The sequence below is a fragment of the Haloferax gibbonsii ATCC 33959 genome (genome assembly GCF_000336775.1).
Lineage (GTDB): Archaea > Halobacteriota > Halobacteria > Halobacteriales > Haloferacaceae > Haloferax > Haloferax gibbonsii.
The window spans coordinates 15,460-40,518 of record NZ_AOLJ01000011.1 but is presented as its reverse complement, the minus strand read 5'-3'; the positions used below and the strand labels follow the sequence as shown (position 1 = coordinate 40,518).

Sequence of the window (25,059 nt, the reverse complement as noted above, 5' to 3'; positions counted from 1 at the left end):
AATAAGGGGCCGCCTATGTGGGAAATAACTGGACGAACATCCAATCAAGGTGTGTTTTGCCCTCTCGTGGCAATTCTTTCCGGTTCACACTATGTGCACGGCCGGGACGGTTTGTCCTGCTCTCCGGCGCACGCGTCCGGGAAGGCAAGGCCCTTGTGAGCCTGCGACCAAGCCGCTCGCATGGACGCAATCGTCACCGTCGCCGCGGTCCGCGACGTCGGCCCCGGAACGGTCGCCATCGAGTTCGAGACGCCCGACGGCTTCGAGGCCGAACCGGGCCAGTTCGTCAAGCTCTCCGCCGAGGTCGACGGCGAGTCGTACGCGCGGTTCTACACGCTCTCGTCGCCCGGCGTCGGCGACACGTTCGAGGTGACCGTCGGCATCGACCCCGAGGAGGCCGGGGCGTTCAGCCAGCACCTCGACTCGCTCGCCGCCGGCGACGACATCGAGATTTCCGGGCCGTTCGGTCAGAGCTACTACGACGGCGAGTCGCGCGTGGTCGTCCTCGCGGGCGGCCCCGGCGTCGGCCCCGCGGTCGGCATCGCCGAGGCCGCGGTCGCCGACGGCAACGAGGCCGCCGTGGTCTACCTCGACGACGCGCCCGCGCACGAAGACCGGCTCTCCGCGCTCCGGGACGACGGCGCGAGCGTCGTCGTCACCGGCGACGAGTCCGCCCTCGCCGACGCCGTCTCCGACGCGCTCACCGGCGACGAGGGCGAGCAGGTGTTCGTCTACGGCTTCGCCGACTTCGTCGAGCGCGCGACCGACGCGGTCGAAGCGGCCGGCGGCGACGCCGACGCGGCGAAAGTCGAGAACTTCGGGTAGGCGCTTCGACCGCCTGCCCGCCCGCCCAGCGCTGTCCAGCACTGCCCAGCACTATTCTACCGGTCGCCACGCCGTCAGCACCGCGACCGCGAGCGCGACGGCGACCCACCCGACGAGCCCCGCGAGCGCCGCGCCCGGCGAGGTCGAACCGCCGGTCTCGACGGCGACGCCGAGGACGAGCGACCGAAACGCGCCGTTCGGGCTCGCCGCGAGGACGAGCGGGACCGCGTCGATGCCGAGACTCCCCGAGGCCAGTCCGGCGACGGCGGCGGCGTCGACGCCGACGACGAAGGCGACGAGCAGGCCGACGGCGAGCGCGATTGCCTGCCGGGCGGTCCGCGCGGCGGCCGAGACGGCGAGCGCGACGGCCGCGACCGCGAGGGCGAACAGGACGGCGAGGACCGAAAACCGGAGGAACGCGACCGGCGAGTCGGCGGCCTCGTTCAGCGCGAGGAACGTCGGGTCCGGCGGCGAGAGGACGGGGACGGTCGCGCCCGCGGCGAGCAGCGACCCGAAGACGACGAACACGAGCGCGAGCCCGCGGCCGAGGTAGACGCCGCCGACGTAGGCCGGGCGAGACACGTCGAACGTCCTGAGCACGTCGAGTTCGCCCGACTCGCGGTCCGAGAGCACCGCCCGGTAGCAGAGCGCGACGGCGAGAAGCGGGACGAGCGCCTCCACGAACGGGACCAAATCCAGCACCAGCGGGACGTACCCGCCGCGCGCGCCGGAGCCCGCGGCCGCGACCGCGACGACGGTCAGCGCGAAGACGACCGAGAGCGCGACGACCGCGGGGGTCCTGACGACCGTCCGAAGCTCGCGCGCCGCGATGGCGAACAGGTCGCCGAGGCCGTCGCGGCCGCCGGCGCTCATCTCCCCGTCACCTCCTCGGTCGCCACGAGGTCGCCGAAGGCGGTCTGGAGGTCGGCCGCGCCGACCGATTCGACCACCGCTCGCGGGTCGCCGTCGGCGACGAATCGCCCGCCGTCGAGGACGACCACGCGGTCGGCGGTCCGCTCGACGGGGCCGAGGTTGTGCGACGAGAGGACGACCGCGACGCCCGCGTCGGCGAGGTCGGAGACGATGTCGAACAGCCGTTCGACCATGCCGGGGTCGAGGCCGCTGGCCGGTTCGTCGAGGACGACCACGGCCGGGTCGCCGACGAGCGCCCGCCCGAGGCCGAGCAGGCGCGTCATCCCGCCGGAGAGCGCGTCGACCCGGCGGTCGGCGGCGTCCGCGAGGCCGACTCGCTCCAACACGTCGGCCACGTCCACGTGGTCGTCCACGAACTGCGCGTAGAATTCGAGCGTGTCGGTCGCGGAGAAGCCGGCGCGGAAGCCGGGCTGTTGCGGGAGGTAGCCCACGCGGGCGCGCCCGTCACTGGCTCCGATGGTGACCGTTCCCTCGTCGGGCGCGCGGACCCGCGCGAGAAACCGCAGGAGCGTGGACTTCCCCGAGCCGTTGGGGCCGACGAGCGCGACGATTTCGCCGGGGGCGACCGACAGCGAGACGCCGTCGAGGACGCGCACGTCGCCGAAGGCGTGGCTGAGGTCGGTCGCGGCGATAGCCGGTCGGTCGGCGGCCGCGGCGGCGGCGCTCTCGCCCGTCGATTCGTCGGAATCCGTCTCGGCCGTCGTCGTGGGTTCGGGGTTCGACATCGTGGTGGGTTCGTCAGTCGCTGGCTCCGCCGATTCGCGGTCAGCCATCGGTCTCCTCCGTCGCGTTCAGGGCGGCGAGCGTCTCGGGGCGGACCGGTTCGGCCCGCGGCGCGGCGTCGACGACGCCGGACCCGCGGAGGCCGGACACCGCGTCGCGGGCGCGGCGGAGCGCGCGCACCGCGGGCGACTCCGAGAGCGCGAGCGCGCCGGGTTCCCGGCCGAGTTCGGCGTCGACCGCCCCGGAGGGTTGGTACGCTCGGTCGTAGACCCCGTCGCCGTCGGCGTCTTCGAGCGGGAGGTCGCCCCAGTAGTTGCCCTCGCCGCCGGCGGTCCACGTCCGCATCGGGCCGAGCGACGACTCGACGCGCACGTCGTTGTCCACGATGTCGTTTCGAACGACGACGTTCGTCGGGAACGTCGAACTCCCGCGGATACCGACCCCGTTTCCGGCGACGACGTTTCCGACGTACACCTGCCGGTCGCCGCTCACGTCCATGCCGTAGTCGTTGCCGGCGAAGACGTTGTCAGCGACGTAGGTGTCGCTCCCGGCGGGCATGAACCCGAAGTCCGACTCGCGCACGTCGTTTCCGACGACGAGGTTGCCGACGGGCCGGGTCATGAGGACGACGCCGATGCGGTCCCCGCGGACGACGTTGTCGGCGACGAGCGCGTCTGAGGTGTACATCTGGTGGACGCCGTAGCGACCGTCCTCCATGCGGTTGTCGCGGACGACGCTCCCGTCGGCGCGGTGGGTGTAGACGCCGTCGCGGCCGTCGAGGAACGTCGAGTCCTGCACGACCGACCGCTCGCCGATGAGGACGACGCCCATGAAGCCCTCCGAGGGCTCGTCGGCCCCGCGGACGGTCACGCCGTCGACGACGCTGTCGGCGCTCTCGCGGGCGATGATGCCGCTCGCGGGCGTGTCGATTTCGACCCCGCGGACGGCCGACTGGTTCGCGCCGTCGAGGACGACACCGGCGTCGCCGCGGCCGTAGGCGAGTTCGACGCGGGTGTCCCAGTCGACGGACTCGTTGCTGGCGCGGACCCGGCGGGTCCCGGTCTCGCCGACCCCGGCGATAGAGAGGTTCCCGACCGCGCTCCGGTCGGCGCGGAGGTGGACGACGCTGCCGTTTCCGTCGCCGACGAGCCGCGTTTCGGGTCCGGCTCCGAGGAGCGTAACCGAGCGGTTCAGTCCGACCGCGTCGACCGAGTAGGTGCCCGGGGGGACGTAGACGGTCGTGTTCGCGGGGGCCGACGCGACGGCGGCTTCGACGGTCGGCGCGTCCTCGCCGACGACGGTCGAGACGGGCCTGTCGAACAGCGCATCACTCGCAGCGGTGGTCTGGTTCGCCCACTCGTGGTGGGCGGCGACCGACGACTCGAAGGCGTCGAGCCGTGACGAAAGCGGGTCGCCGGCGCGGTCGCGGAGCGTCGCCCAATCGACGACCGTGCCGCCGTGGGCGTCAGCGAACGAGCGCGCCGCGTCGGCGTCGGAAAACGGGACGGCAATCGGCCCGGAGGGGACTCGCGCGCCGGCGTCCACGACGAACGACGCCTCGGACGCCTTCGTCCAGCCGGGGTTGCGGTTGTGTTCGGTTCGGAGGTAGCCGTCGTCGTCGAGCGCGGGCGAGACCGTCGCGTAGTCGGTGACGAACACCGCGAGCGGGTCGCCGAACTGGCGGGCGCTCTCGGCCGTGGACACGTCCGCGGCGGCCGTGGTCACGTCGTAGTAGCCGATGATGAAGCGGTACCGCGAGAAGTGGACCTGCGCGAGCGGGACTTCGAAGCCCTCGACTTCGGCCGTGCGAACGTCGACCGACGTGCCGCCGGTCTTGACGGTGTCGTCGAAGGGGACCGGCGCGACGGAGCCCGAGGCGGGGACGACGAAGGAGACGCTCGCGAGGACGAAGACGAGCGCCGTCGCGGCGGCGACCCAGCGGGTCGTCTCGGGCGTGACGAGCGCCATCGGTCAGCGCCCGACCCCGTCGGATGCGGGGACCCCGGCGGGGTGAGCCGCCGCGTCGAGGTGCCCCCTGCCTGTCGCGCGGTCGTACATGCCGGTGGCTAGGTCTTCGGGGGGTGATATGCGCGATGGTCTGTCCGTCGAAGCCCCGGGGGCGGACCCGTGCCGTCCGGCGGGTCGACTTCGACCCGAATCCTTAATCATCGTCCATACGGATTCACGAGCATGTACGACGAGGAAGATTTGGCGTCCATCCGCGAGGCGCGCGACGAGTGGGAATCGGAGACCCGCGACCCCTTCGTGGAGAAGGGCGGCGAGCGCAAAGACCGGTTCGCCACCGTCTCGAACCACGAGGTCGAGGACCTCTACACCCCCGACGACGTGGCCGACCTCGACTACGAATCGGACCTCGGCTTCCCCGGCGAGTCCCCGTACACGCGCGGGGTGTACCCGACGATGTTCCGCGGGCGGACGTGGACCATGCGGCAGTTCGCCGGCTTCGGCACGGCGAAAGAGACCAACGAGCGCTTCCACTACCTCATCGAGAACGGTCAGACCGGGCTCTCGACGGCGTTCGACATGCCCTCGCTCATGGGCAAGGACTCCGACGACCCGCTTTCCGACGGCGAGGTCGGAAAGGAGGGCGTCGCCGTCGACACCCTCCGCGACATGGAGGTGCTGTTCGACGGCATCGACATCGGCGAGGTGACGACCTCCTTTACCATCAACCCCTCCGCGCCGGTCGTCTTCGCCATGTACGTCGCGCTCGCGGACAACCGCGGCGTCCCCCGCGAGCAGATAGGCGGCACCTTCCAGAACGACATGCTCAAGGAGTTCATCGCGCAGAAGGAGTGGGTCATCCCGCCGGAACCGTCGCTCAAACTCGTCACCGACACCGTCGAGTTCGCCGCCGAGGAGACCCCGCGCATCCGACCCATCTCGGTGTCGGGCTACCACATCCGCGAGGCCGGGTCGACGGCGATTCAAGAACTCGCGTTCACGCTCGCCGACGGCTTCGCCTACGTCGAAGACGCGGTGGACCGCGGCCTCGACGTGGACGAGTTCGCCCCCCAGCTGTCGTTTTTCTTCAACTCCCACAACTCCATCTTCGAGGAGGTGGCGAAGTTCCGCGCCGCCCGCCGCATCTACCACGACGTGATGTCGGAGTGGTACGACGCCGGAGACGAGCGCTCGAAGCAGTTGAAGTTCCACACCCAGACGGCGGGGCAGTCGCTGACGGCCCAACAGCCGCTCAACAACATCGTCCGCGTCACGATTCAGGCGCTCGCGGGCGTCCTCGGCGGCACGCAGTCGCTCCACACGAACAGCTTCGACGAGGCGTTGGCGCTCCCCTCGGAGGAGGCCGTCACCGTCGCCCTGCGGACCCAGCAGATAATCGCCGAGGAGTCGGGCGCGGCCGACGTCATCGACCCCCTCGGCGGGAGCTTCTTCGTGGAGACGCTGACCGACGAAATCGAGGCCGAGGCGATGGCCTACATCGAGGAGATTCGGGAGATGGGCGACGGCTCGGTCCGCGACGGCGTCCTCGCCGGTATCGACGAGGGCTACTACCACCGCGAGATAAGCGAGGCGTCCTACGAGTACCAGTCGCGGGTCGAAGACGGCGAGGAGGTCGTCGTCGGCGTCAACAAGTACGCCAGCGACGACGACAGCCGTCCCGACCTGCTGCACGTCGAAGACGAGGTGCAGGACCGACAGCTCTCGCGCCTCGAATCCGTCAAGGAAGACCGCGACGACGAGGCGGTCGAAGCCGCCCTCGACGAACTCCGCGAGACGGTCCGAAACGGCGGGAACGTCATGCCGGTGCTCGTCGACGCCGCCAAGGAGTACGTCACGATGGGCGAAATCATGGACGTGTTCGCCGAGGAGTACGGCACCTACCGCGAGACCATCGGCGTGATGTGAGAGTCGCCGGCGCGGCGAACCCGCCCGAAATGTTGGGGATGACATGAACGTTAGCTGACTGGAACGCGCGCCGCCGGCTCGCGTAACCGACCGACGGACCGGTGACCGCCCGCGGCGAGAGTCCCCGCTCGGACTGCTGGACTACATAGATTTATCATGGAGGATTGGTGTAGTTAGCACGTACTATGGCAGACGGTGACACCGAACTGGAGGCACGGCTGGTCGAGCAAGAGGAGTTCGAACCCTCCGAGGAGTTCGTCGCGCAAGCGAACGTCTCCGACCCGGCCGTCTACGACGAGTTCGAGGAGAACTGGCCCGAGTGTTGGGAGGGGGCCGCCGAGATGCTCGACTGGGACGAAGAGTACGACGAGGTGCTGGACGACTCGAACCCGCCGTTCTACAAGTGGTTCACGGGCGGCAAGCTCAACGTCTCGTACAACTGCGTCGACCGGCACGTCGAGAACGGGGACAAGAACCGCGTCGCCATCAAGTGGGAGGGTGAACACGGCGAGACGCGGACGTACACCTATCAGGACCTCTATCGCGAGGTGAACGAGTTCGCGGCGGCGCTGCGCGACCTCGGCGTCGAGGAGGACGACGTGGTCACGCTCTACATGCCGATGATTCCCGAACTGCCCATCGCCATGCTCGCGTGCGCCCGCATCGGCGCGCCGCACTCGGTCGTCTTCGGCGGCTTCTCCGCCGACGCGCTGGCGACGCGGATGAACTCCGCGGACTCCCGGTTCCTCGTCACCTGCGACGGCTACTACCGCCGCGGCGACCCGCTCGACCACCTCGACAAGGCCAACGAGGGCCTCGACGGCGTCGACCACGGCGTCGACGCGACGGTCGTCGTCGACCGCCTCGGCGACGACGGCTTCGGCCACGACCTGAAGGGCAATCAGCACGACTGGGACGACCTCCTCGACGAGCACGCCGGCGAGCGAATCGACCCCGTCGAGCGCGACGCCGAAGACATGCTGTTCCTGATGTACACCTCGGGCACGACGGGACAGCCGAAGGGCGTCAAGCACACCACCGGCGGCTACCTCGCGTACGCCGCGTGGACCTCTCACGCGGTCCTCGACATCGAGAAGGAAGACACGTACTGGTGTTCGGCGGACATCGGCTGGATTACGGGCCACTCCTACATCGTCTACGGGCCGCTGGCGCTCGGGACGACGACGGTCATGTACGAGGGGACGCCCGACTTCCCCGACCGCGACCGCCTGTGGGACATCATCGAGAAGTACGCCGTCGACATCTTCTACACCGCGCCGACGGCGATTCGCGCGTTCATGAAGTGGGGCAGCAGGTTCCCCGAACAGCACGACCTGTCGAGTCTGCGCCTGCTCGGCACCGTGGGTGAGCCCATCAATCCGCGGGCGTGGAAGTGGTACTACAAGCACATCGGCAACGAGGACTGCCCGGTGGTAGACACGTGGTGGCAGACCGAGACCGGCGGCATGATGATAACGACCCTCCCGGGAATCAAGAAGATGAAACCCGGGTCGGCCGGCCCGCCGCTGCCGGGCATCGACGCCCGAATCGTCGACACGAAAGGAAAGCGGGTCGACGCCGGTCGGGCGGGCTATCTCACGGTGAACAAGCCGTGGCCGGGGATGCTCCGGACGCTCTACAAGAACGACGAGCGCTTCATCCAGGAGTACTGGCAGGAGTACTCCGACACCGACAGCGACGACCCCGACGACTGGGTCTACTTCCCCGAGGACGGCGCGAAAATCGACGGCGACGACTACATCACTATCCTCGGGCGCGTGGACGACGTCATCAACGTCTCGGGGCACCGCCTCGGGACGATGGAAATCGAGTCGGCTATCGTCGGCGTCGAGGGCGTCGCCGAGGCCGCCGTCGTCGGCGGCAATCACGAGGTGAAAGGCGAGGCGGTCTACGCCTACGTCATCACCGAGGAGGGACAGGACGAAGACGACGAGATGCGAAAGCGCATCATCGAGGGCGTCGAGGACGCCATCGGTCCCATCGCCCGCCCCGAGATGGTCGTGTTCACGCCGGAACTGCCGAAGACGCGGTCCGGGAAGATTATGCGCCGTCTCCTCGAGGAAATCGCGAACGGCGAGGAACTCGGCGACACGACGACGCTCCGGAACCCCGAAATCGTCGAGTCGATTCAGCGGCAGGTCGAAAGCGAGTAACCACCGGCTCCACCACCGTCGGCCCCGTCCTATCGCGGCTTTTCTTCGACCCACGCCGACAGCGACGGCTCGTCGCGGAAGTACAGTCGTTCCCGGACGCCGTCTCGTTCGACCACGGCGAGGAGGTGTTTCTCGGAGAGCCGAATCTCCTCGCCGCTGTAGGTACAGGGTTCGATTCGCTCGTCGCCCGGCCGCCACAGCCGATGGGGGACGACGCGAACGATGGTCTCGTCCCGGCCCGTCGGCGAGCGCCCGGTGTAGTCTGAAAGCGCCATACGCGCGCTACGGACTCCTCGAATAAGGTATTTTCCTGCATAGTTTGTGTAGTAATATAGTCTCTCGCGGCGCGAGTCGTGGGATATTGTGGCTCGGTGTGCGAATAGTTCTCAATTATCCGCGCCGCGGTACCAGCCCGCACATTTATTTTGAACGTTAGTGAAGGATAGCGCGTATGAAGAAACCACTCCTGGTGACGGAGTTCCTCGACCGCGCGCGGCGGTACTACGGGGACGAGGAGGCGGTCGTGGCGACGACCGGCGAGCGCTTTACCTACGACGAACTCGGCGAGCGCGCCGACGGCTTCTCGGCGGCGCTCCAGTCCCGCGGCGTCGAGAAGGGAGACCGGGTTGCGGTGCTCGACCCGAACACCCACTACCACCTCGAAGCCGCCTACGGGTCGATGCAGCTCGGAGCCGTCCACATGCCGCTGAACTACCGGCTCGTCCCGGCCGACTTCGAGTACATGCTGAACGACGCGGACGTGACGGCCGTCTACGCCGACTACGCCTTCGCCGAGAAGATAGACGAGGTCCGCGACGAGATTCCGACGGAGATCTTCGTCACGAACGACCCCGAGAAGGCCGCCGAATCGACCGACAGCGAGTGGCTCGACTTCGACGAGTTGGTCGCGGAGTCGACCGACTACGAGCGCCCGGAGATGGATGAAGACGACATCGTCACCATCAACTACACCTCGGGGACGACCGGCGACCCGAAGGGCGTCTGTCGGACCCACCGCGCGGAGACGATTCACGCCTACCTCGTCTCGATGCACCAGGACATCGCCGACGACGACGTCTACCTCTGGACGCTCCCGATGTTCCACGTCAACGGCTGGGGGCACATCTACGCGATTACCGGACACGGCGCGAAGCACGTCTGCACCCGCGGGGTCGACGCCGAGACCGTGTTGGACGCCATCCGCGACGAGGACGTGTCGTATCTCTGCGCCGCGCCGACGGTGCTGAACATCCTGATGAAACACTACCGCGAGGAAGGCGGTGTCGAGACGACCGGCGCGAGCCCCGTCCGGGCGGCGACCGCGGGCGCGGCCCCGCCGGAGGCGACGATTCGGACCGTCGAAGACGAGTTCGGCTGGCGGCTCATGCACGTCTACGGGGCCACCGAGACCGGCCCGCTCATCACGACCTCGGAGGCCGGTCGCTACCTGGGGGACGGCGACGACCGTTTCGGCGTGAAGAAGAAACAGGGTATCGGCTACCTCGGCACCGACGTTCGCGTCGTCGACGAGGACGGAAACGACGTGCCGAGAGACGACCAGTCCATCGGCGAAATCGTCGTCGCGGGCAACCAGGTGATGGAGAAGTACTGGAACAAACCCGAGGAGACGGAGGAGGCCTTCTCGGCGCGGCTGGAGGGCTACTACCACATGGGTGACCTCGCGGTCGTCGACGAGAACGGCTTCATCAGCATCCAGGACCGCAAGAAGGACATCATCATCTCCGGCGGCGAGAACATCTCCAGCATCGAACTGGAGGACACGCTGTTCGACCACGACGAGGTCGCCGACGTGGCGGTCATCCCCGTCCCGTCCGACGAGTGGGGCGAGTCGCCGAAGGCGTTCGTCGTGCCGACGAGCGGTGACCCCGACGCGCCGGGCGTCACCGCCGAGGCGCTCATCGAGTTCTGTCGGGAGCGCATCGCGACGTACAAGGTGCCGAAGGAAATCGAGTTCGTCGCCGAACTCCCGAAGACCGCGACCGGGAAGATTCAGAAGTACGAACTGCGCGAGCGGGAGTGGGAAGACGAGGGGCGGATGGTCGGGGAAGGATAGGAACGACCGCGTTAAGTCCGCATTTCTGCGGGTAGCCGACTCTTAACCGCGGCCGCGGGGTCTCGTTTGGAGGGCGTGCGCGGTTCAGCGGTCGTTGCAGGGGCAGTCGAGGCCGAGGGAACCCGGGTTGTTGTTGAACGCGTCGAGGGTGTCTTTGAGCTTCTCGCCGTCGACGCCGCCGGCGTACCAGCTCGTCTGTTTTCCGTTGCCGTTGCTTCCCCAGCTAGAGTTGCTGAGCCACGTGCCGGCCATGTTCTTGACTTCCTCGATGGTGTAGCCCGCGTAGTAGCCGTACTGGATAGTCGCGCCGCCACTCGTGCATCCCGGGTCGTTACCCGGTCTGTTCCGGAGGTTGAGGATGATGGCGAGGTAGTGTTTCGCCATGATATTCGCCTTATCGCCCTTCGTGGGCGCGACGAGGAACTCGCGCCACTCGTCGTGGGTCTTGGTGACGCCGCGGAGGGTGTATTCCGAGTTGGGTCCCTCGCCGAGAACCGCCCAGTTGTCTTCGGGGTCGCTGTACTCCGCGTGGTTCGCCCAGTAGCCGGGCGTCTTGGGACACATGGTCGCTGCCACGGAGCCGGAAACCGCGGGGATGCCGATACCGATGCCGAGCGCCGACATCGCGCCGAGTCGGAGCACGGAGCGTCTTGTCGGTTTGAATCCGTCGTTCGTGTCGTCTGTCATAGTAGTGCCACGGAGGGTGGCTGATGCATTATTTGCGCTTTGCCGGGTTAGTTATAAATCGGACATTCACGAAGGGCGGGAGCTTAACGGTCGCTGTCGAACCGGGAGAATCACGTTGAAACGGTGGAATCCGCGTATATATATCTAGTATTCTGATAGTTGTGAACCGATAGTCGACCCGCCCACGCGGTCGGCGACGCTGCGGACTCGCGGGCGCAGCGCCCCCACTGAATCGAGTTCGTTGGCTCTGTTTACCGCCTTCGACGACCGGCCTAAGGGGGACGAACGTGGCGAGCAAGTCCGCCACCGGCGCGTATTTTACGTCTGCAACGCGTGGGACGTAACGAAGCGCCCGCTCCACCGGTGCCTCCGGCTGGTGGCCCCTTGTACTATCCCGTAGACGACCCGATTCTATCATTATTGTTAATACAAGTAATAGGGAATCCATACATAACTATTATTAACGATGTATCCGCCGATGTGTCTATGGCACGGGATAACAAGTCTCTAAATCGACGAGACGTGCTGAAGGCGACTGGTGCTGTTGGGACCGCTGGCTTGGCAGGGCTGGCGGGGTGCACCGGCGGCGGCGACGGGAGTAACGGTGGCGACGGAAGCGGCGGTGGAGGGGGTGGCGGCGGAGACGACGAGTATCCGGCGCTGGGCAACTTCCCCATCGAGGGTGACACGGCCACGTTCGGCTTCAACGTCCCGCAGTCGGGACCGTACGCCTCGGAGGGTGAAGACGAGCTTCGGGCCTATCAGCTCGCGGTGAAGCACCTCAACGAGGGCGGCGGCTGGGTCGACTCGCAGTTCGACGACCTCTCCGGCGACGGCGTCCTCGGCTACACCATCGACCACGTGGACGGGGACACGGCCACGGACGCGGACCAGGCGCGGCAGTCCGCCTCGGGGATGATTCAGCGCGACGACGCCATCATGATTTCGGGCGGGTCGTCCTCGGCGGTCGCCATCGCGGTGCAGGGGCTGTGTCAAAACGAGAAAGTCATGTTCATGTGCTGTCTGACGCACTCGAACGACACCACCGGAAAAGACTGCGTCCGCTACTCCTTCCGCGAGATGTTCAACGCCTACATGACGGGGCAGGCGCTCGCACCGGTCGTCCGCGACGCCTACGGAGAGGGCCTGCAGTTCTACCAGCTCTACGCCGACTATAGTTGGGGGCAGACCCAGCAGGCGTCGATGGAGCAGTTCATGACGGACGTGGCCGGGGGGGAGCAGATCGAGTCGGTCGCGACCCCGCTCGGAACGTCCGACTACTCGACGTACCTCTCGGAGGCACAGAGCTCCGGTGCGGACGTGCTCATCTTGAACCACTACGGCCTCGACGGCGCGAACTCCATGCAGCAGGCCATCGACGCCGGCATCGACGAGGACATGGAAATCATCGTTCCGCTGTACAACCGCCCGATGGCGGAGGCGGCGGGCGGTGCGATAGAGGGAATCTACGGCACCGTCGCGTGGGACTCGCAGATAGACAACACGCCGTCGCAGGAGTTCACGCAGGCGTTCCGAGACGAGTACGACCGGACGCCATCGGGCCCCGCTCAACTGGCGTACGCACAGACGCTCCAGTACGCGGCCGCCGTCGAGCGCGCGGGCACGTTCTACCCGCCGGAGGTCATCAAGCAACTCGAAGACTACGAGTACGACAACATCGGGATGGGCTCGGAGACGATGCGCGGCTGTGACCACCAGGCGCAGCGAGACGTGCCGGTCGTCCAGGGGCTTCCCGCCTCCGAGCAGAGCGAGGGGACGTACTTCAACATCGTCAACATCACCAGCCGCGACGACCTCGGCTACGCGTGCGACGCCGGGCCGGCGGCCGAGTGTGAACTCGGGTCCTACGAGTAGACACTCACCCCCACCGTTATCTTAATGAAAGTTAATCGCAGACAACCACGCACACGTAAATGAGTAAGTTTAGCATACCCATGGTAGTTCGCGCTTCGAACATCCGAGGCGGAGGTGGGGGGCGATGAGCCTTCTGTCGGACGTACTCGTCATCCTGCTCAACGGGCTGCAGCAGGGGGCTATCTACGTCCTCTTGGCGGTCGGTCTCTCCATCATCCTCGGCACGCTCAAGTTCGTCAACTTCGCGCACGGCGCGCTGTATCTCGTCGGCACGTACGCGGGGCTGTTCGTCGCGCTGAACGTCCCGCTTTCGAACGGGAAACTGGCCGAGTGGGGCTTTTCGAGCTTCGGGCTCGACATCGGCTTTCTGGCCGCCCTGCTTTTCGTCCCGCTTTTCGTCTTCGGGGTCGGCCTGCTGATGGAGCGGTACCTCGCGCGAGCGTTCTACGACCGTCCCGACACCGACCAGATTCTCGTCACGTTCGGCCTCGCAATCGTCGTCCAGGAGCTGTTCCGCGTCCTGTTCGGCAGCAACAGCCTGCCGTTCGAACAGCCCGAGCGAATCCTCTCTGTCGGCTCGTTCGCCGGCATCCCCGTCTCCGGCCCGATAGCGCTGCCCATCGTGGGTAACTTCCCGCAGTGGCGGCTCTGGGTCATCGGTATCACGGCCGTCCTCGTGGCGCTCGTGTACCTGCTCGTCGAGTACACCGACTTCGGTCTCGTCGTTCGCGCCGGCACCCGCGACGCCGAGATGGTCCGACTCCTCGGCATCAAAATCACCCGCCCGTACATCGTGGTCTTCGGTATCGGCGCGGCGCTCGCCGGGGTGGCGGGCGTCGTCGGCGGCCCGCTGAACGTCGTCAACCCGACCATCGGGACGAACATCCTCGTCCCGGCGTTCCTGACGGTCGTCATCGGCGGGGTCGGAAGCATCGCCGGCGCGGTCCTCGGCGGCATCGTCTTCGGCCTCACGACCGCCGCGCTCGTCTCCTTCGCGCCCGCGTGGTCGCAGGTCGGCCTGTACGCCATCGCGGCCATCGTCCTCCTGACGAGGCCGCAGGGCCTCCTCANTCCTTCGCGCCCGCGTGGTCGCAGGTCGGCCTGTACGCCATCGCGGCCATCGTCCTCCTGACGAGGCCGCAGGGCCTCCTCGGCGACGAAGAGGTGACGCCATGAGCGAGAAGGACGCCAACCCGAGCGCGAAGGACGCGCTCGTCGGCGGCACCCTCTTCGGTCGCTGGGAGAAACTCCGCGGCCGGGAGGGGACGGTCGTCGGTATCACGGCCATTCTCGTCGCGGTGTTCCCGTACCTCTTCGCCCGCGCACCCGTCGTCTCGGGGTTCCTGCAGGGCTACCAGAGCCTCGCGACGCTCATCCTCATCTGGGGCATCTTCGCCATCGGCTTCGACCTGCTGCTCGGCTACACCGGACTGCTCTCGTTCGGCCACGCGGCCTTCTGGGGCGGCGCGGCGTACGCCGCGGGCATCGTCGCCAAGAACGTCAGCGGCGACCCCATCGTGATGGTCGTCTCGGGGACGCTTTTCGCCGTGCTCCTCGCGTGGGTGCTCGGCTTCCTGTCGCTCCGCCGCGGTGGCATCTACTTTTCCATCCTCACGCTGGCGTTCGCCCAAATGTTCTACTACATGGCCGCGTCGCCGCTGGCGTTCCTGACCAACGGCGAAAACGGCCTGACCGGCGTCGAGGTCGGCAGTTTCCTCGGCGTCATCCACCTCGAAGCGGACGTGCCGTCAATCGGCGGGATGCTCCTCGGAACGTGGCTCTACGCCTTCGTCGGCGTCTTCTTCGTCGGCGCGGTCGCGGTCGCCTACCGCATCCTCAACTCCCCGTACGGGATGGTGTTTCGCGCCATCCGGGAGAACGAACAGCGTGCGGAGTTCGTCGGACTCAACGTCTGGCGGTACAAGCTCATGGCGTTCATCATCTCGGGCGGGTTCGCGGGCGTCGCCGGGAGCCTCTTTACCATCCACGGTGCGTACGTTCCGCTCCAGTCGCTGTTCTGGACGGAGTCCGGCGACATCGTCGTCATGACCGTCCTCGGCGGCGCGGGCTCGATGTTCGGACCGGTCCTCGGTGTCGGACTGTACCTCTACATCGAGAACATCGTCAGCACCATCCAGGCGCTGACGATTCCCTTCACGGGCATCGTGCTCGTCCGGGACTTCGGGTTCTACTGGCACCTGCTCTTGGGCGTCGTCTTCGTCGCGGTCGTCTGGGTCGTTCCGGACGGCCTGTGGGGCATCCTGAACCGGCTCCGCGAACTCGCGGTCGACCTCGGTTCGAAGGCGGCGAAGCGACTTCGCGCGCGCTCCGAGAACGGAGGTGGCGGCCAATGACGCTCCTCGAAACGGAGAACCTCGTCAAGGAGTTCGGCGGCCTCGTCGCGACCGACGACGTGAACCTCACCGTCGAGGAGGACGAGCGCGTCTCTATCATCGGCCCGAACGGCGCGGGGAAGTCGACGCTCATCAACCTCATCACGCGACGGCTCGACCCGACGAGCGGCGATATCCGGTTCAAAGGCGAGTCAATCGTCGGCCTCGAACCGCATCAGGTGGTCCAACGCGGCGTCTCGAAGTCGTTCCAGACCGCCTCTATCTTCCCCGACCTCACCGTCAGGGAGAACGCCGAAATCGCGGCGCTGGCGGCCGAGCGCGGTGCGTTCGGCTTCGAGTTCCTGAGACACCGCGACAGCCTCACGGACGTACACGGCGTCGCCCGCGACACGCTCGACTCGGTCGGGCTGTTGGACCGCGCGGACACTATCGCGACCGACCTTCCCTACGGCGACAAGCGTCGCCTCGAAATCGGTATCGCACTCGCGAGCGAGCCCGACCTGCTCCTCATGGACGAACCGACCGCCGGCATGTCTCCCGAGGAGACGAAGTCGACGGTCGACCTCATCGAGCGGGTCAAACGCGACCACGGGCTCACGTTCGTCCTCGTCGAACACGACATGGAAATCGTCTTCAGCATCTCAGATCGCATCGTCGTCCTCAGCCGCGGCGGCATCATCGCCGAGGGGACCCCCGACGAGATTCGGGGCAACGAAGCCGTCCAAGAGGCGTACCTCGGAGGTGTCGAGCTATGAGCCTCCTCGAAATCGACGGTATCGACGCCTACTACGGCGAGAGCCACATCATCCGCGACCTCTCGATGAGCGTCGAGGAGGGGGAGATATGCGCGCTCCTCGGCCGCAACGGCGCGGGCAAGACCACCACGCTCCGGTGCATCGCCGGCGCGACGCCGCCCGACGTTCGGAAGGGGCAGATTCGGTTCAAGGACGGTGACATCACGGGCGTCGCCGCGGAAGACGTGTCGGTGCAGGGAATCTCCCTCGTGCCCGAAGAGCGGCGCATCTTCCCGAACCTCTCGGTCGCCGAGAACCTCCACCTCGCGGAGGTCGTCAACAACAAATCGAACACGTGGGGTCGGTCGCTGTCGTTCGGTCACAAGGGGATGTCGACCGAGGAGGTCTACGACCAGTTCCCTCGGCTGGACGAGCGGAAAGACCAGCGCGCGGGGACGCTCTCGGGCGGCGAACAGCAGATGCTCGCCATCGCGCGCGCTCTGAAGCAGAACACGGACCTGCTCCTCCTCGACGAGCCGTACGAGGGGCTCGCGCCCAAGATTATCGAGGACGTGGAGGACGCGGTCGAGCGCATCAGCGACGCGGGGACGACCATCCTCCTCGTCGAACAGAACGCCGCGGCGGCCATCAAACTCGCCGACCGCGCGTACGTCATCGACCAGGGGAGCATCGTCTTCGACGGGAGCGCCGACGAACTCCGCGAGGACGACGAGACCCGCGAGCGGTACCTGGGGGTCTGACCGTGGCCGCGACCCACGCCGACCCCGAGACGGCGCTCGAAACGCTCATCGCCGCCGGCGCGGTCGACGAAGCGCCCGACGGGACGCTCTCGACGACGGCGGAGTTCGAGAAGACGCTCGCCGTCTACCACGACATCTACGGCGCGGTTTCGACCGAGGAGTTCCACCAGACGGTCTCGGACCTCTTCGGCGTCGCGCCCGAGAACGTCGAGGAGCGACTCGACGAGTTCGGCGTCACCAGGGCCGACGTGGTCGCCTACCTCGCGGCGAAGTCGTTCCTCGACGCGCCGGTCGAACAGGACTCGCTGTTGGTCATGGCGGGCTTGCTCGTCGAGATGACCTCGTCGTCGCCGGTGCCGGCCGCGCTCGACGAACTCGACGACGACACCTTCGAATCCTACCTCGCAGACCACTCGGACGCCGTCGTTTTCGTCTGGCGACGCTTCTGCGAGCCCTGTGACGCGATGAAGGAGGACCTCGGCGCTGTCCTCGACCGAGTCCCGGACGGCGTCGCGGCCGCGGGCGTCGACGGCGAGACGGCCGACGAGTTCTGTCGGTCTTTCGAGGTCGACGCGGCGCCGACGGTGCTGTGCGTTCGCGACGGCGACCTGCGAGAACGAGCGTCCGGCCGTCAGACCCCCGACGAAGTCGCGGGACTCTTCGACCGGGTCTACTAGTCTTTTCGCTTCGTCGTGCCCGTCACCATGACGGGCCGCTCGGAGTTCAGAATCACCGTCTGCGTGACGCTCCCGAACAGCGCCTTCCCCGCCGGCGAGCGCTTCCGCCCGGCGGTGACGATGAGATCCGCGTCCTCCTCGTCGGCGAACTCGATGATGACCTCCGCGGGGTCGCCCGACGACTCGTTGACGTCGTACTCGATACCGCGGTCTTCGAGGAACTCGCCGGCCTCCCGGACCGAGTGAATCTGCGTCGCCGACGCCCCGCTCGGGTTGTCGGTGAAACTGTGGACGAGCGTCACCTCCTTCTCGTCGGGTTCGCCGGGGAGATTCGCGACCTCTTCGACGCACGCGAGCGCGTGCTCCGCGTCGTCATCGACACCGATTACCACGTGATACATACTACCACGTCCCGGTCGCCGGTCTTAGTATTTGTGCTGAACGTTCGTGCGAATTAGGCCGCGTCGTCGAGTCCCGCCGAGACGTAGACCACGAGCGCGAGCGGGGCGCCGAGGACGAGCGCGATGGTCAGCGCGCCGTAGGCCGCAAAGCCGAGGGGCGTCGGCGGGAACGGCACCAGAAAGAGGAACCGGGGGGCGCTGAGCCCCGAGACGAACGTGCCCGTGAGGTAGCCCGCGGCCCCGGCGACGGCGACGAGGGCGGCGTACAGTCCGAGGACGAAGCGGTGACCGCCGACGTTCGAACTCACGGTCCACGCTCGGGGGCGGACGCTGTTAGGGGTTTCCGTTCGCCTCGGGAGGAGGCGGTTCCCGTCCGCGTACCGATGCACCTTTTGCCGCACGCCCTAAGGGTGAGCTATGTCGGATACCGATATCCTCGGACTCGTGCTCGGGGCCATCGCGATACTGATGTTCGCGACGGGCGTCCTCCTCGTCGTCTGAGCATCGCCCGGTTTTCCGCGCCGCCGCATCGAGAGCAGTCGCTTTTCTCCACCGTGACCGTCGTCGCTCGCGAGCGGCGGCGCTGGCGATGTCGTGATGTTTCAGCGCACGCGAGCGACCGACAGCTACGATAACACAAGTGCGGGCGCGTGGACGCACGGACAGTCAGCGCCGTCGGGCGCGTTCGCTCTCGAAAGACAGCGTCCGAAAAATGAAACCGAAACGCCGGCGAGCGGCGTCGACTACGCGTCGTCCGCGGATTCCGCGTCCGCGTCGTCGACCGTCTGTCCGCCGTCGGTGGCGAGTTCGGTCTCTTCTTCGCCGCCGTCGGTGACGGCCGTCTCCAGTTTGCGCTCGAACCAGGTCCACTCGGCCGTGACGAGGTCGTCGTCGGCGAGGTCCCACGGGTCGCCGTCTTGGACTTCGCGGCCTTCGAGCCACGACTGGACGAAGTTCCAGACGAAGATTATCTGGCCGACGAGCAGGATGAGCGCGCCGACCGTGGCGACCTGATGGAGCGTCGCGAACTGCGGCAGGTAGGTCGCGTAGCGACGCGGCATCCCGCCGTAGCCGAGCAGAATCATCGCGAAGAACGTCAGGTTCGTCCCGACCATCGAGAGCCAGAAGTGCCACTTACCGAGCGTGACCTGGTACATCCGGCCGGTGTAGATGGGGAACCAGTAGTAGAGCCCGGCGAAGCCGGCGAAGGCGATGGCACCCATGACGATGTAGTGGAAGTGTCCGACGACGTAGTAGGTGTCGTGGAGCACGAGGTCCACCGGAATCGACGCGAGGAAGACGCCCGTCACGCCGCCGATGATGAAGTTCGAGACGAAGCCGATACAGAACAGCATCGGCGTCGTGAGGCGAATCTTCCCGTTCCACATCGTCGTAATCCAGTTGAACGTCTTGACCGCGCTCGGTATCGCGATGGCCAGCGAGACGGCCATGAACGAGGCGCGGAGACGGGGGTCGATACCCGTCGCGAACATGTGGTGCGCCCAGACGCCGAACGAGAGGACGCCGATGGCGAGCGTGGAGTAGACGACGAACTTGAACCCGAAGAGCCGACGGCCCGCAAAGCGCGGGAGCACGAGGCTCACGATGCCCATCGGGGGCAACACGAGGATGTACACTTCGGGGTGGCCGAAGAACCAAAACAGGTGTTGCCAGAGAATCGCGCCGCCGTCGACCGAGAAGAACATCGTACCGAAGTTCCGGTCGAGAAGCAGCATCACGATGGCGCTGCCGAGAAGCGGGAACGCGAAGAGGATGAGCCCCGACTGGGTCAGAATCGTCCACGAGAAGATGTCGAGATTCGCCCACGAGACCTTCTCGTTGCGCTCCGTGAAGATGGTCGCGATGAAGTTGATCGCACCCATCGTGGCCGAGACACCGGAGAGGTGCAGGCCGAGGAGCATCAGGTCGACGCCGGCGTTCATCTGGTTGCCGGAGCCGACACCGGCGGAGAGCGGCGTGTACATCGTCCAGGCCGTCTGCGCCGGGATGACGTCCGGGATGGGGAAGAACCCGGCCCAGATGAGAAGCGCCGCCGGCGGCAGGAGCCAAAAGGCGATGGCGTTGATACGCGGGAACGCCATGTCGTCCGCGCCGATGAGAAGCGGGATAAAGTAGTTCGAGAACGCGGCGATGATGGGCGTCCCGAACAGGAACAGCATCGTAATCCCGTGGCTTGTGAGCAACGAGTTGTAGAACGTGTTCGAGATAAGCGTCATCGACGGGTCCGCCAGTTCAATCCGCATCAGGACGACCATGAGTCCGCCCACGGCGAACGCGACGAGCGCGTACGCGCCGTAGAGCATCCCGATGTCCTTGTGGTCGACCGTCGTCAACCAACGGATGACCCCGGATGGTTTCTCCTCCGAGACGTACTGCTCTGCGGTACCACCGACCGTGCCTCCGCCCGCGAGCGGGGTGTACGACCGCCAGTCTTCGACCCGCGCGAGCCACGCGGCGACGGCGATGAGGAAGACCCCCATGAGCACCGTCAGTGCTAACTGTCCGTTAACCTCCATGGAAGTGCCTGAGTAGTGCAGGGTAATGAAAGATTCGGGACCGCCCTGCGATTCGAGGTGCTTTAAGCCGTCTCGTCCGCGGCTTCGACGGCGTCGTCATCCGTCGATTCTTCGAGTTCGGCCGTCTCTTCGCCCTCCGCTTCGTGAAGCGGCTTCGCGCCGGGAACGGTCGCCTGTCCGGGCGCGTAAACGGTGCCTTCCTTCTCGGAGCCCGCGATGGCCTTCCCCGAGAGGTAGGTGAGCGCGGCGAGGAGCACGAACGGCGCGATGAGAAGCGTGTACTGGAGCCCCGAAGTGAGCGATTCGAACCCAAACGGATTGACGAAGGTGAAAGCCACCACGAAAAACAGGATGATGGCCAGCGGAACCATGTTGACCGTGAGGTCGAGGATGGTCTCCTTGTCGAACGTCTTGGTTGCCATATCGAGACAGTCGGGGACGCCGTTCAAATAGATTGTTGGTTTCTCGTCCGGTCGGGGCGGGGTGGGACGGTCGCGTGGGCGTCCGCGGCGGTCAGAAGGTCTGTCGCTGCTCGCGGACGAACAGTTCGAAGACGACGCCGCCGACCACCAGCAGAATCGCGGCCGCGATGACCGCGTAGCCGCGGGTGACGAGGGCGATGTCGGTGAACGCGAGTCCCGCGCCGAACGCGAGGAAGATGGCCGCAAGCGCGGTGACTGCGCGAATCGTCGAGGTGACGTAGCCGGACTCCTTGAGGATGCCGACGACGCTCCCGCCGAACAGGAGCAGGCCGCCGACGGCGAGTGGAAACAGGCCAAACAACAGACCCAACTCGGAGATGGGTATCCCGAGCGCGATGAACACGGGCCACGGACTGGCCGTGCGGTACTGGTCGGAAAGTCCCGGCGCTTCGTCCATACCCGTCCGTTGGACTGTGTGGTAACAAGCCCTTCGGAACCGAGACTAGCGGAGGGAGATGCCCTGTCGCGCGAGAAAGTCGCTGACCGCACGAATCTCGACCGGGCTCCCGATGATTCGGCACGTGCCGCCGTCCTTTCGGTGGACGGAGACGATGAAATCCGTTTCGAGGTCGTCGCGCACGCTCTCCAAGAGGTCGCACGGGAGCACGATTTGCGTGCTATCGCGGAGCGTCCGAGGGTCGGGCATCGGTGTTCATCGGGCGGTCGAAGGGGTCGTGTATAACCGTGCCGATACTTGTCTGTTCGCGCACGCGAGACTACCACGGTACCCGACGCGTCGGCGCGTCGAAATCCGCCGCGCGGAAGGAAAGGGTTTTTCGACGGACGCGGCGGAACTGTTGACGATGGGACTGGAGGAGGAGATCGAAGATATCCGCGAGGAGATATCTAACACGCCGTACAACAAGTCGACCGAGGCGCACATCGGTCGGCTGAAGGCGAAACTCGCGGAACTGAAAGAGAAACTCGAAAACCAGAGTTCGGCCGGCGGCGGCCAAGGGTACGCCGTCGAGAAGACCGGCGACGCGACGGTCGCGCTCGTCGGCTTCCCCAGCGTCGGCAAATCGACGCTCATCAACGCCCTCACCAACGCCGACAGCGAGACGGGCGAGTACGAGTTCACGACGCTCAACGTGAATCCGGGGATGCTGAAGTACAAGGGCGCGAACATCCAGATACTCGACGTGCCGGGCCTCATCGAGGGGGCCGCTGGCGGTCGCGGCGGCGGCAAGGAGGTCCTTTCGGTCGTCCGCACCGCCGACCTCGTCGTGTTCATGCTCTCGGTGTTCGAGATAGAGCGCTACGAGCGGTTGAAACACGAACTCTACAACAACAAGATTCGGCTCGACACGTCCCCGCCGAACCTCTCTATCAACAAGAAGGGCAAAGGCGGCATCAACGTGACAAAAAGCGACAGCGTCGACCTCGAAGAGGAGACCATCAAGGGCATCCTCCGCGAGCACGGCTTCGTCAACGCCGAGGTGACCCTCCGCGGCGAGACGACCATCGACGAACTCGTCGACGGCATCATGAAAAACCGGGTCTACCTGCCGTCTATCGTCGCCGTCAACAAGGCCGACCTCATCGACAAGGACTACCTCCCGACCGTCGAGGAGAACCTCCGCGAGATCGGCCTCGACCCCGACGAGGTCACGTTCATCAGCGCCGAGGCCGAGAAGGGTCTCGACGCGCTGAAAGAGGAGATCTGGGACGCCCTCGGGCTCATCCGCATCTACATGGACAAGCCCGGGCGCGGCGTCGACTACGACGAACCGCTCGTCCTCCGCGAGGGCGACACCATCGACGACGCCATCCACGAACTCGGGGCCAAACTCGACGAGCGGTTCCGGTTCGCACGCGTCTCCGGGCCGAGCGCGAAACACGACGACCAGCAGGTCGGCCGCGACCACGTCCTCGCCGACGAGGACGTGCTCCGCATCATCGCCCAGCGGTGACGACCGACCCGGCGACCCGGTCGGCTTCGCGGTCGTCCGCGCGCCGCCGACTCCAGCTACTCCTCGTCTTCGTCCTCGGTCTCGTTCCGTGGTCCGTCCAGACGTTCACGACCGGGGCTCTCACGCTCCTGTTCCCGTGGGGGCTCGTCGGCCCCTCGACCGGGAGCGTGACGACCATAACCGACTTCTTCCTGCGTTTTACGATGGGGCTTCCGGACTACATCCTCGTGTGGCCGGTCGGCGTCGCCTGCTACGCCGTCGCGCTCGGAAGCGCGCTCTCGGGCGTCCTGTTCGGCCGCGAGGACGTTCGACTCACCGCGGCCGGGCTCGCCCTCGCCGGCGTGACTCAGTTAGAGGTCGCCCGCGGGTTTTCGGTCCAACCGGGACGGACCGCGTGGCCGGTCGGTACCGTCCTCCTGTGGGCCGTGGCGGGGTTCGTGTATTGGTCGCGCGCGAGCGAGCGCGACCCGCGGTGACGCCGCTTCAGTCGTCCGCGGCCGTCTTGGGCCGGTAGTTTCGACTGACGGCCTTCCACGTCCCCGTTTTGAAGCGGTAGTAGTTCAGCGCCGCCGGAATCGTCGTCTCGGCGAGGAACGCCAGATAGAGTCCGACGAGCCCAAGCGAAGTGACGGAGCCGATGTAGGTGAGCGGAATCGACCCGAGGAACATCCCGACGAACTGGCTGCCGAACGTCCAGCGGGTGTCGCCGCTGGCGTCGAGCGGACCCGCGGACCCGCCGGAGACGCCCTGTAAGATGACTGCGATGCAGGCGACGTAGACGAGGTCGATGGCGATGGGGACCGCCGGATCAGCCGGGTTGTCCACGAATCCGAGGACGATGGGGCGAGCGAATATCGCCACGAGGGCCGCCGAGACGATGTACGTGGCGACGGCGAACCGAATGACTTCGTTGCCGTAAGCCTCGGCGGTCTGCTCGTCGTCCTTGCCGAGCGCCTGCCCGACGAGGCTCGACGACGCCAGTCCGAATCCCCAGCCGGGGGTGTTCATCAGTCCCCAGATACGGCGGGCGATGACGAACGCCGCCACCACGTCCGGCCCGAAGCTGTCGAGGATGGCGAGCATCGGGAACTCGGCGACCGTCCAGACGAGCCCGCGACCCATCACGGGGAGGCCGATTTTGACGAGGTCGACGAGCGTCCGGGGGTCGACGAACGACCCGAAGGGGTCGATGGTGACGGGGAACGCGCCGACCCCGGGAAGCGACCCGCGAGACAGGCCGACTGCGAACGCGCCGGCGACGACGACGTTCGAGAGGACGGTCCCGAGGGCGGCGCCCTCAACGCCCATGTCGAGGCCGAAGATGAGCACCGCGTTGAGGACGATGTTGATGACCGCGCCGCTCGCGCGGAGCGTCATCGCGGTGTAGGCGTCGTCGCTGCCGACGAGGACTCGGCTCCCGATGAGGTTCAGGCCGGCGAAGGGGACGCCGAGGCCGACGATTCGGAGGTACGCCGCCCCGAGTTCGATGGCTCCTTGGTTGCTGCTCAGCACGGAGATGAGTTCGGTGGGAAACAACCAGAAGACGGCCGTGACGGGGAGCGTGGCGACGACGGTCAAGAGCGCGCTCGACCGTACCGCGAGTCCTAACTCGTCTATCGCGTCCGCGCCGAAGCGCTGGGAGACGAGTGCGATGGTCCCCCCGGCGATACCGCCGCCGAGTGCGAAGGCGAGCCCCCAGTACGGCCCGGCGAACCCGACGCCGGTGATGGCGACGGTCCCGGAGGCGATACCCACCATCGCCACGTCGACGGCGTTCTTCGACATCCGGGCGATGCCGGTGACGACGCGGGGCCACGAGAGGTCGGCGATGCGGACCGCGCGCTCGCGGTCGAGGAGACCGAATCGGGCGAGCGCCAGCCCGATGCCGAGGATGAGGAGGCGAACGGGATTGGGGACCGGGAACACTGCCGAATCGTAACTTCGGGGAGTACTTATGCACCACGTAACGGACCGAAAGTTCCGGTAGACGGCGTGTGGCAACCATCGACGGTGGGTTC

At 66.6% G+C, this 25,059-nt stretch carries 24 protein-coding genes; 12 read left to right on the top strand and 12 right to left on the bottom strand.

What is annotated here, in order from left to right; all coding sequences use genetic code 11:
- Positions 1–180: 180 nt before the first annotated feature.
- The gene (locus C454_RS02995; RefSeq protein WP_004972537.1) at positions 181–825 is read left to right on the top strand and encodes an FAD-dependent oxidoreductase; all 645 of its coding nucleotides are present in this window, start codon (positions 181–183) and stop codon (positions 823–825) included.
- Between the two features lie 51 nt (positions 826–876).
- On the opposite strand, the gene C454_RS02990 is transcribed toward C454_RS02995, so the two are convergent.
- Genes C454_RS02990 through C454_RS02980 form a run of 3 tightly spaced genes read right to left on the bottom strand, consistent with a single transcriptional unit; the run spans position 877 to position 4,449 of the window.
- On the bottom strand, positions 877–1,698 hold the full coding sequence (locus tag C454_RS02990) for an ABC transporter permease subunit (protein ID WP_004972536.1): 822 nt from the start codon (positions 1,696–1,698) through the stop codon (positions 877–879).
- Entirely contained in the window at positions 1,695–2,531 is an 837-nt protein-coding gene (locus tag C454_RS02985) for an ABC transporter ATP-binding protein (protein ID WP_004972535.1), read from the bottom strand. Before C454_RS02985 ends, C454_RS02990 begins: the two co-directional genes overlap by 4 nt.
- Positions 2,524–4,449, bottom strand: a complete 1,926-nt coding sequence (locus C454_RS02980) for a NosD domain-containing protein (RefSeq protein WP_004972534.1) — start codon at positions 4,447–4,449, stop codon at positions 2,524–2,526. Before C454_RS02980 ends, C454_RS02985 begins: the two co-directional genes overlap by 8 nt.
- A gap of 222 nt (positions 4,450–4,671) precedes the next feature.
- On the opposite strand from C454_RS02980, the gene C454_RS02975 reads away from it, so the two are divergent.
- Both C454_RS02975 and acs read left to right on the top strand, forming a co-directional pair.
- Positions 4,672–6,372 (top strand): acyl-CoA mutase large subunit family protein, encoded by a 1,701-nt coding sequence (locus C454_RS02975; RefSeq protein ID WP_004972533.1) that lies wholly within the window; start codon positions 4,672–4,674, stop codon positions 6,370–6,372.
- Positions 6,373–6,557: 185 nt separating this feature from the next.
- A complete protein-coding gene (gene acs / locus C454_RS02970; RefSeq protein ID WP_004972532.1) occupies positions 6,558–8,546 on the top strand; it encodes an acetate--CoA ligase in 1,989 nt (662 codons plus the stop codon).
- Positions 8,547–8,575: 29 nt separating this feature from the next.
- Here the strand turns inward: acs and C454_RS02965 are convergent, their stop codons facing one another.
- Positions 8,576–8,821: a hypothetical protein gene (locus C454_RS02965; protein WP_004972531.1), complete on the bottom strand. Its 246-nt coding sequence runs from the start codon at positions 8,819–8,821 to the stop codon at positions 8,576–8,578.
- A 176-nt stretch (positions 8,822–8,997) separates the two neighbouring features.
- Between C454_RS02965 and C454_RS02960 the strand changes: the two genes are divergently transcribed.
- Positions 8,998–10,620 carry a long-chain-fatty-acid--CoA ligase gene (locus C454_RS02960; protein ID WP_004972530.1) on the top strand — a complete coding sequence of 541 codons (1,623 nt, stop codon included), beginning with the start codon at positions 8,998–9,000 and terminating at the stop codon, positions 10,618–10,620.
- 84 nt (positions 10,621–10,704) lie between these two features.
- Here the strand turns inward: C454_RS02960 and C454_RS02955 are convergent, their stop codons facing one another.
- Positions 10,705–11,307: a hypothetical protein gene (locus C454_RS02955; RefSeq protein ID WP_004972529.1), complete on the bottom strand. Its 603-nt coding sequence runs from the start codon at positions 11,305–11,307 to the stop codon at positions 10,705–10,707.
- A 558-nt stretch (positions 11,308–11,865) separates the two neighbouring features.
- Here C454_RS02955 and C454_RS02950 point away from each other — a divergent pair.
- The 6 genes from C454_RS02950 to C454_RS02925 all read left to right on the top strand — a co-directional run bounded on the left by C454_RS02950 (position 11,866) and on the right by C454_RS02925 (position 17,708).
- Positions 11,866–13,182 carry a substrate-binding protein gene (locus C454_RS02950; RefSeq protein WP_004972528.1) on the top strand — a complete coding sequence of 439 codons (1,317 nt, stop codon included), beginning with the start codon at positions 11,866–11,868 and terminating at the stop codon, positions 13,180–13,182.
- Between the two features lie 124 nt (positions 13,183–13,306).
- Positions 13,307–14,314, top strand: a complete 1,008-nt coding sequence (locus C454_RS02945) for a branched-chain amino acid ABC transporter permease (protein ID WP_004972527.1) — start codon at positions 13,307–13,309, stop codon at positions 14,312–14,314.
- 40 nt (positions 14,315–14,354) lie between these two features.
- Positions 14,355–15,536 (top strand): branched-chain amino acid ABC transporter permease, encoded by a 1,182-nt coding sequence (locus tag C454_RS02940; protein ID WP_004972526.1) that lies wholly within the window; start codon positions 14,355–14,357, stop codon positions 15,534–15,536.
- On the top strand, positions 15,533–16,291 hold the full coding sequence (locus C454_RS02935; protein ID WP_004972525.1) for an ABC transporter ATP-binding protein: 759 nt from the start codon (positions 15,533–15,535) through the stop codon (positions 16,289–16,291). Before C454_RS02940 ends, C454_RS02935 begins: the two co-directional genes overlap by 4 nt.
- Positions 16,288–17,031 carry an ABC transporter ATP-binding protein gene (locus tag C454_RS02930; protein ID WP_004972524.1) on the top strand — a complete coding sequence of 248 codons (744 nt, stop codon included), beginning with the start codon at positions 16,288–16,290 and terminating at the stop codon, positions 17,029–17,031. Before C454_RS02935 ends, C454_RS02930 begins: the two co-directional genes overlap by 4 nt.
- Before the next feature lie 2 nt (positions 17,032–17,033).
- Positions 17,034–17,708 (top strand): thioredoxin family protein, encoded by a 675-nt coding sequence (locus C454_RS02925; protein ID WP_004972523.1) that lies wholly within the window; start codon positions 17,034–17,036, stop codon positions 17,706–17,708.
- Here the strand turns inward: C454_RS02925 and C454_RS02920 are convergent.
- The 6 genes from C454_RS02920 to C454_RS02895 all read right to left on the bottom strand — a co-directional run bounded on the left by C454_RS02920 (position 17,705) and on the right by C454_RS02895 (position 21,774).
- On the bottom strand, positions 17,705–18,109 hold the full coding sequence (locus C454_RS02920) for a universal stress protein (protein WP_004972522.1): 405 nt from the start codon (positions 18,107–18,109) through the stop codon (positions 17,705–17,707). The two genes, C454_RS02925 and C454_RS02920, sit on opposite strands and share 4 nt — an antisense overlap.
- A gap of 53 nt (positions 18,110–18,162) precedes the next feature.
- Entirely contained in the window at positions 18,163–18,417 is a 255-nt protein-coding gene (locus tag C454_RS02915; RefSeq protein WP_004972521.1) for a DUF7520 family protein, read from the bottom strand.
- A gap of 435 nt (positions 18,418–18,852) precedes the next feature.
- Positions 18,853–20,610, bottom strand: a complete 1,758-nt coding sequence (locus C454_RS02910) for a cbb3-type cytochrome c oxidase subunit I (RefSeq protein ID WP_004972520.1) — start codon at positions 20,608–20,610, stop codon at positions 18,853–18,855.
- A 98-nt stretch (positions 20,611–20,708) separates the two neighbouring features.
- Positions 20,709–21,068: a DUF6684 family protein gene (locus tag C454_RS02905; protein WP_049904941.1), complete on the bottom strand. Its 360-nt coding sequence runs from the start codon at positions 21,066–21,068 to the stop codon at positions 20,709–20,711.
- A 91-nt stretch (positions 21,069–21,159) separates the two neighbouring features.
- Positions 21,160–21,525 carry a DUF7541 family protein gene (locus C454_RS02900; protein WP_004972518.1) on the bottom strand — a complete coding sequence of 122 codons (366 nt, stop codon included), beginning with the start codon at positions 21,523–21,525 and terminating at the stop codon, positions 21,160–21,162.
- A gap of 45 nt (positions 21,526–21,570) precedes the next feature.
- Positions 21,571–21,774, bottom strand: a complete 204-nt coding sequence (locus tag C454_RS02895; protein WP_004972517.1) for a VNG_1110C family protein — start codon at positions 21,772–21,774, stop codon at positions 21,571–21,573.
- A gap of 157 nt (positions 21,775–21,931) precedes the next feature.
- Here C454_RS02895 and C454_RS02890 point away from each other — a divergent pair, with 157 nt between their 5' ends.
- Both C454_RS02890 and C454_RS02885 read left to right on the top strand, forming a co-directional pair.
- Positions 21,932–23,041, top strand: a complete 1,110-nt coding sequence (locus C454_RS02890; RefSeq protein ID WP_004972516.1) for an OBG GTPase family GTP-binding protein — start codon at positions 21,932–21,934, stop codon at positions 23,039–23,041.
- Complete coding sequence (locus C454_RS02885) at positions 23,038–23,517, top strand: TIGR04206 family protein (protein WP_004972515.1); 480 nt, start codon at positions 23,038–23,040, stop codon at positions 23,515–23,517. The genes C454_RS02890 and C454_RS02885 overlap by 4 nt, the downstream gene beginning before the upstream one ends.
- Before the next feature lie 7 nt (positions 23,518–23,524).
- Here the strand turns inward: C454_RS02885 and C454_RS02880 are convergent, their stop codons facing one another.
- Positions 23,525–24,967 (bottom strand): MATE family efflux transporter, encoded by a 1,443-nt coding sequence (locus C454_RS02880; protein ID WP_004972514.1) that lies wholly within the window; start codon positions 24,965–24,967, stop codon positions 23,525–23,527.
- Between the last annotated feature and the right edge of the window lie 92 nt (positions 24,968–25,059).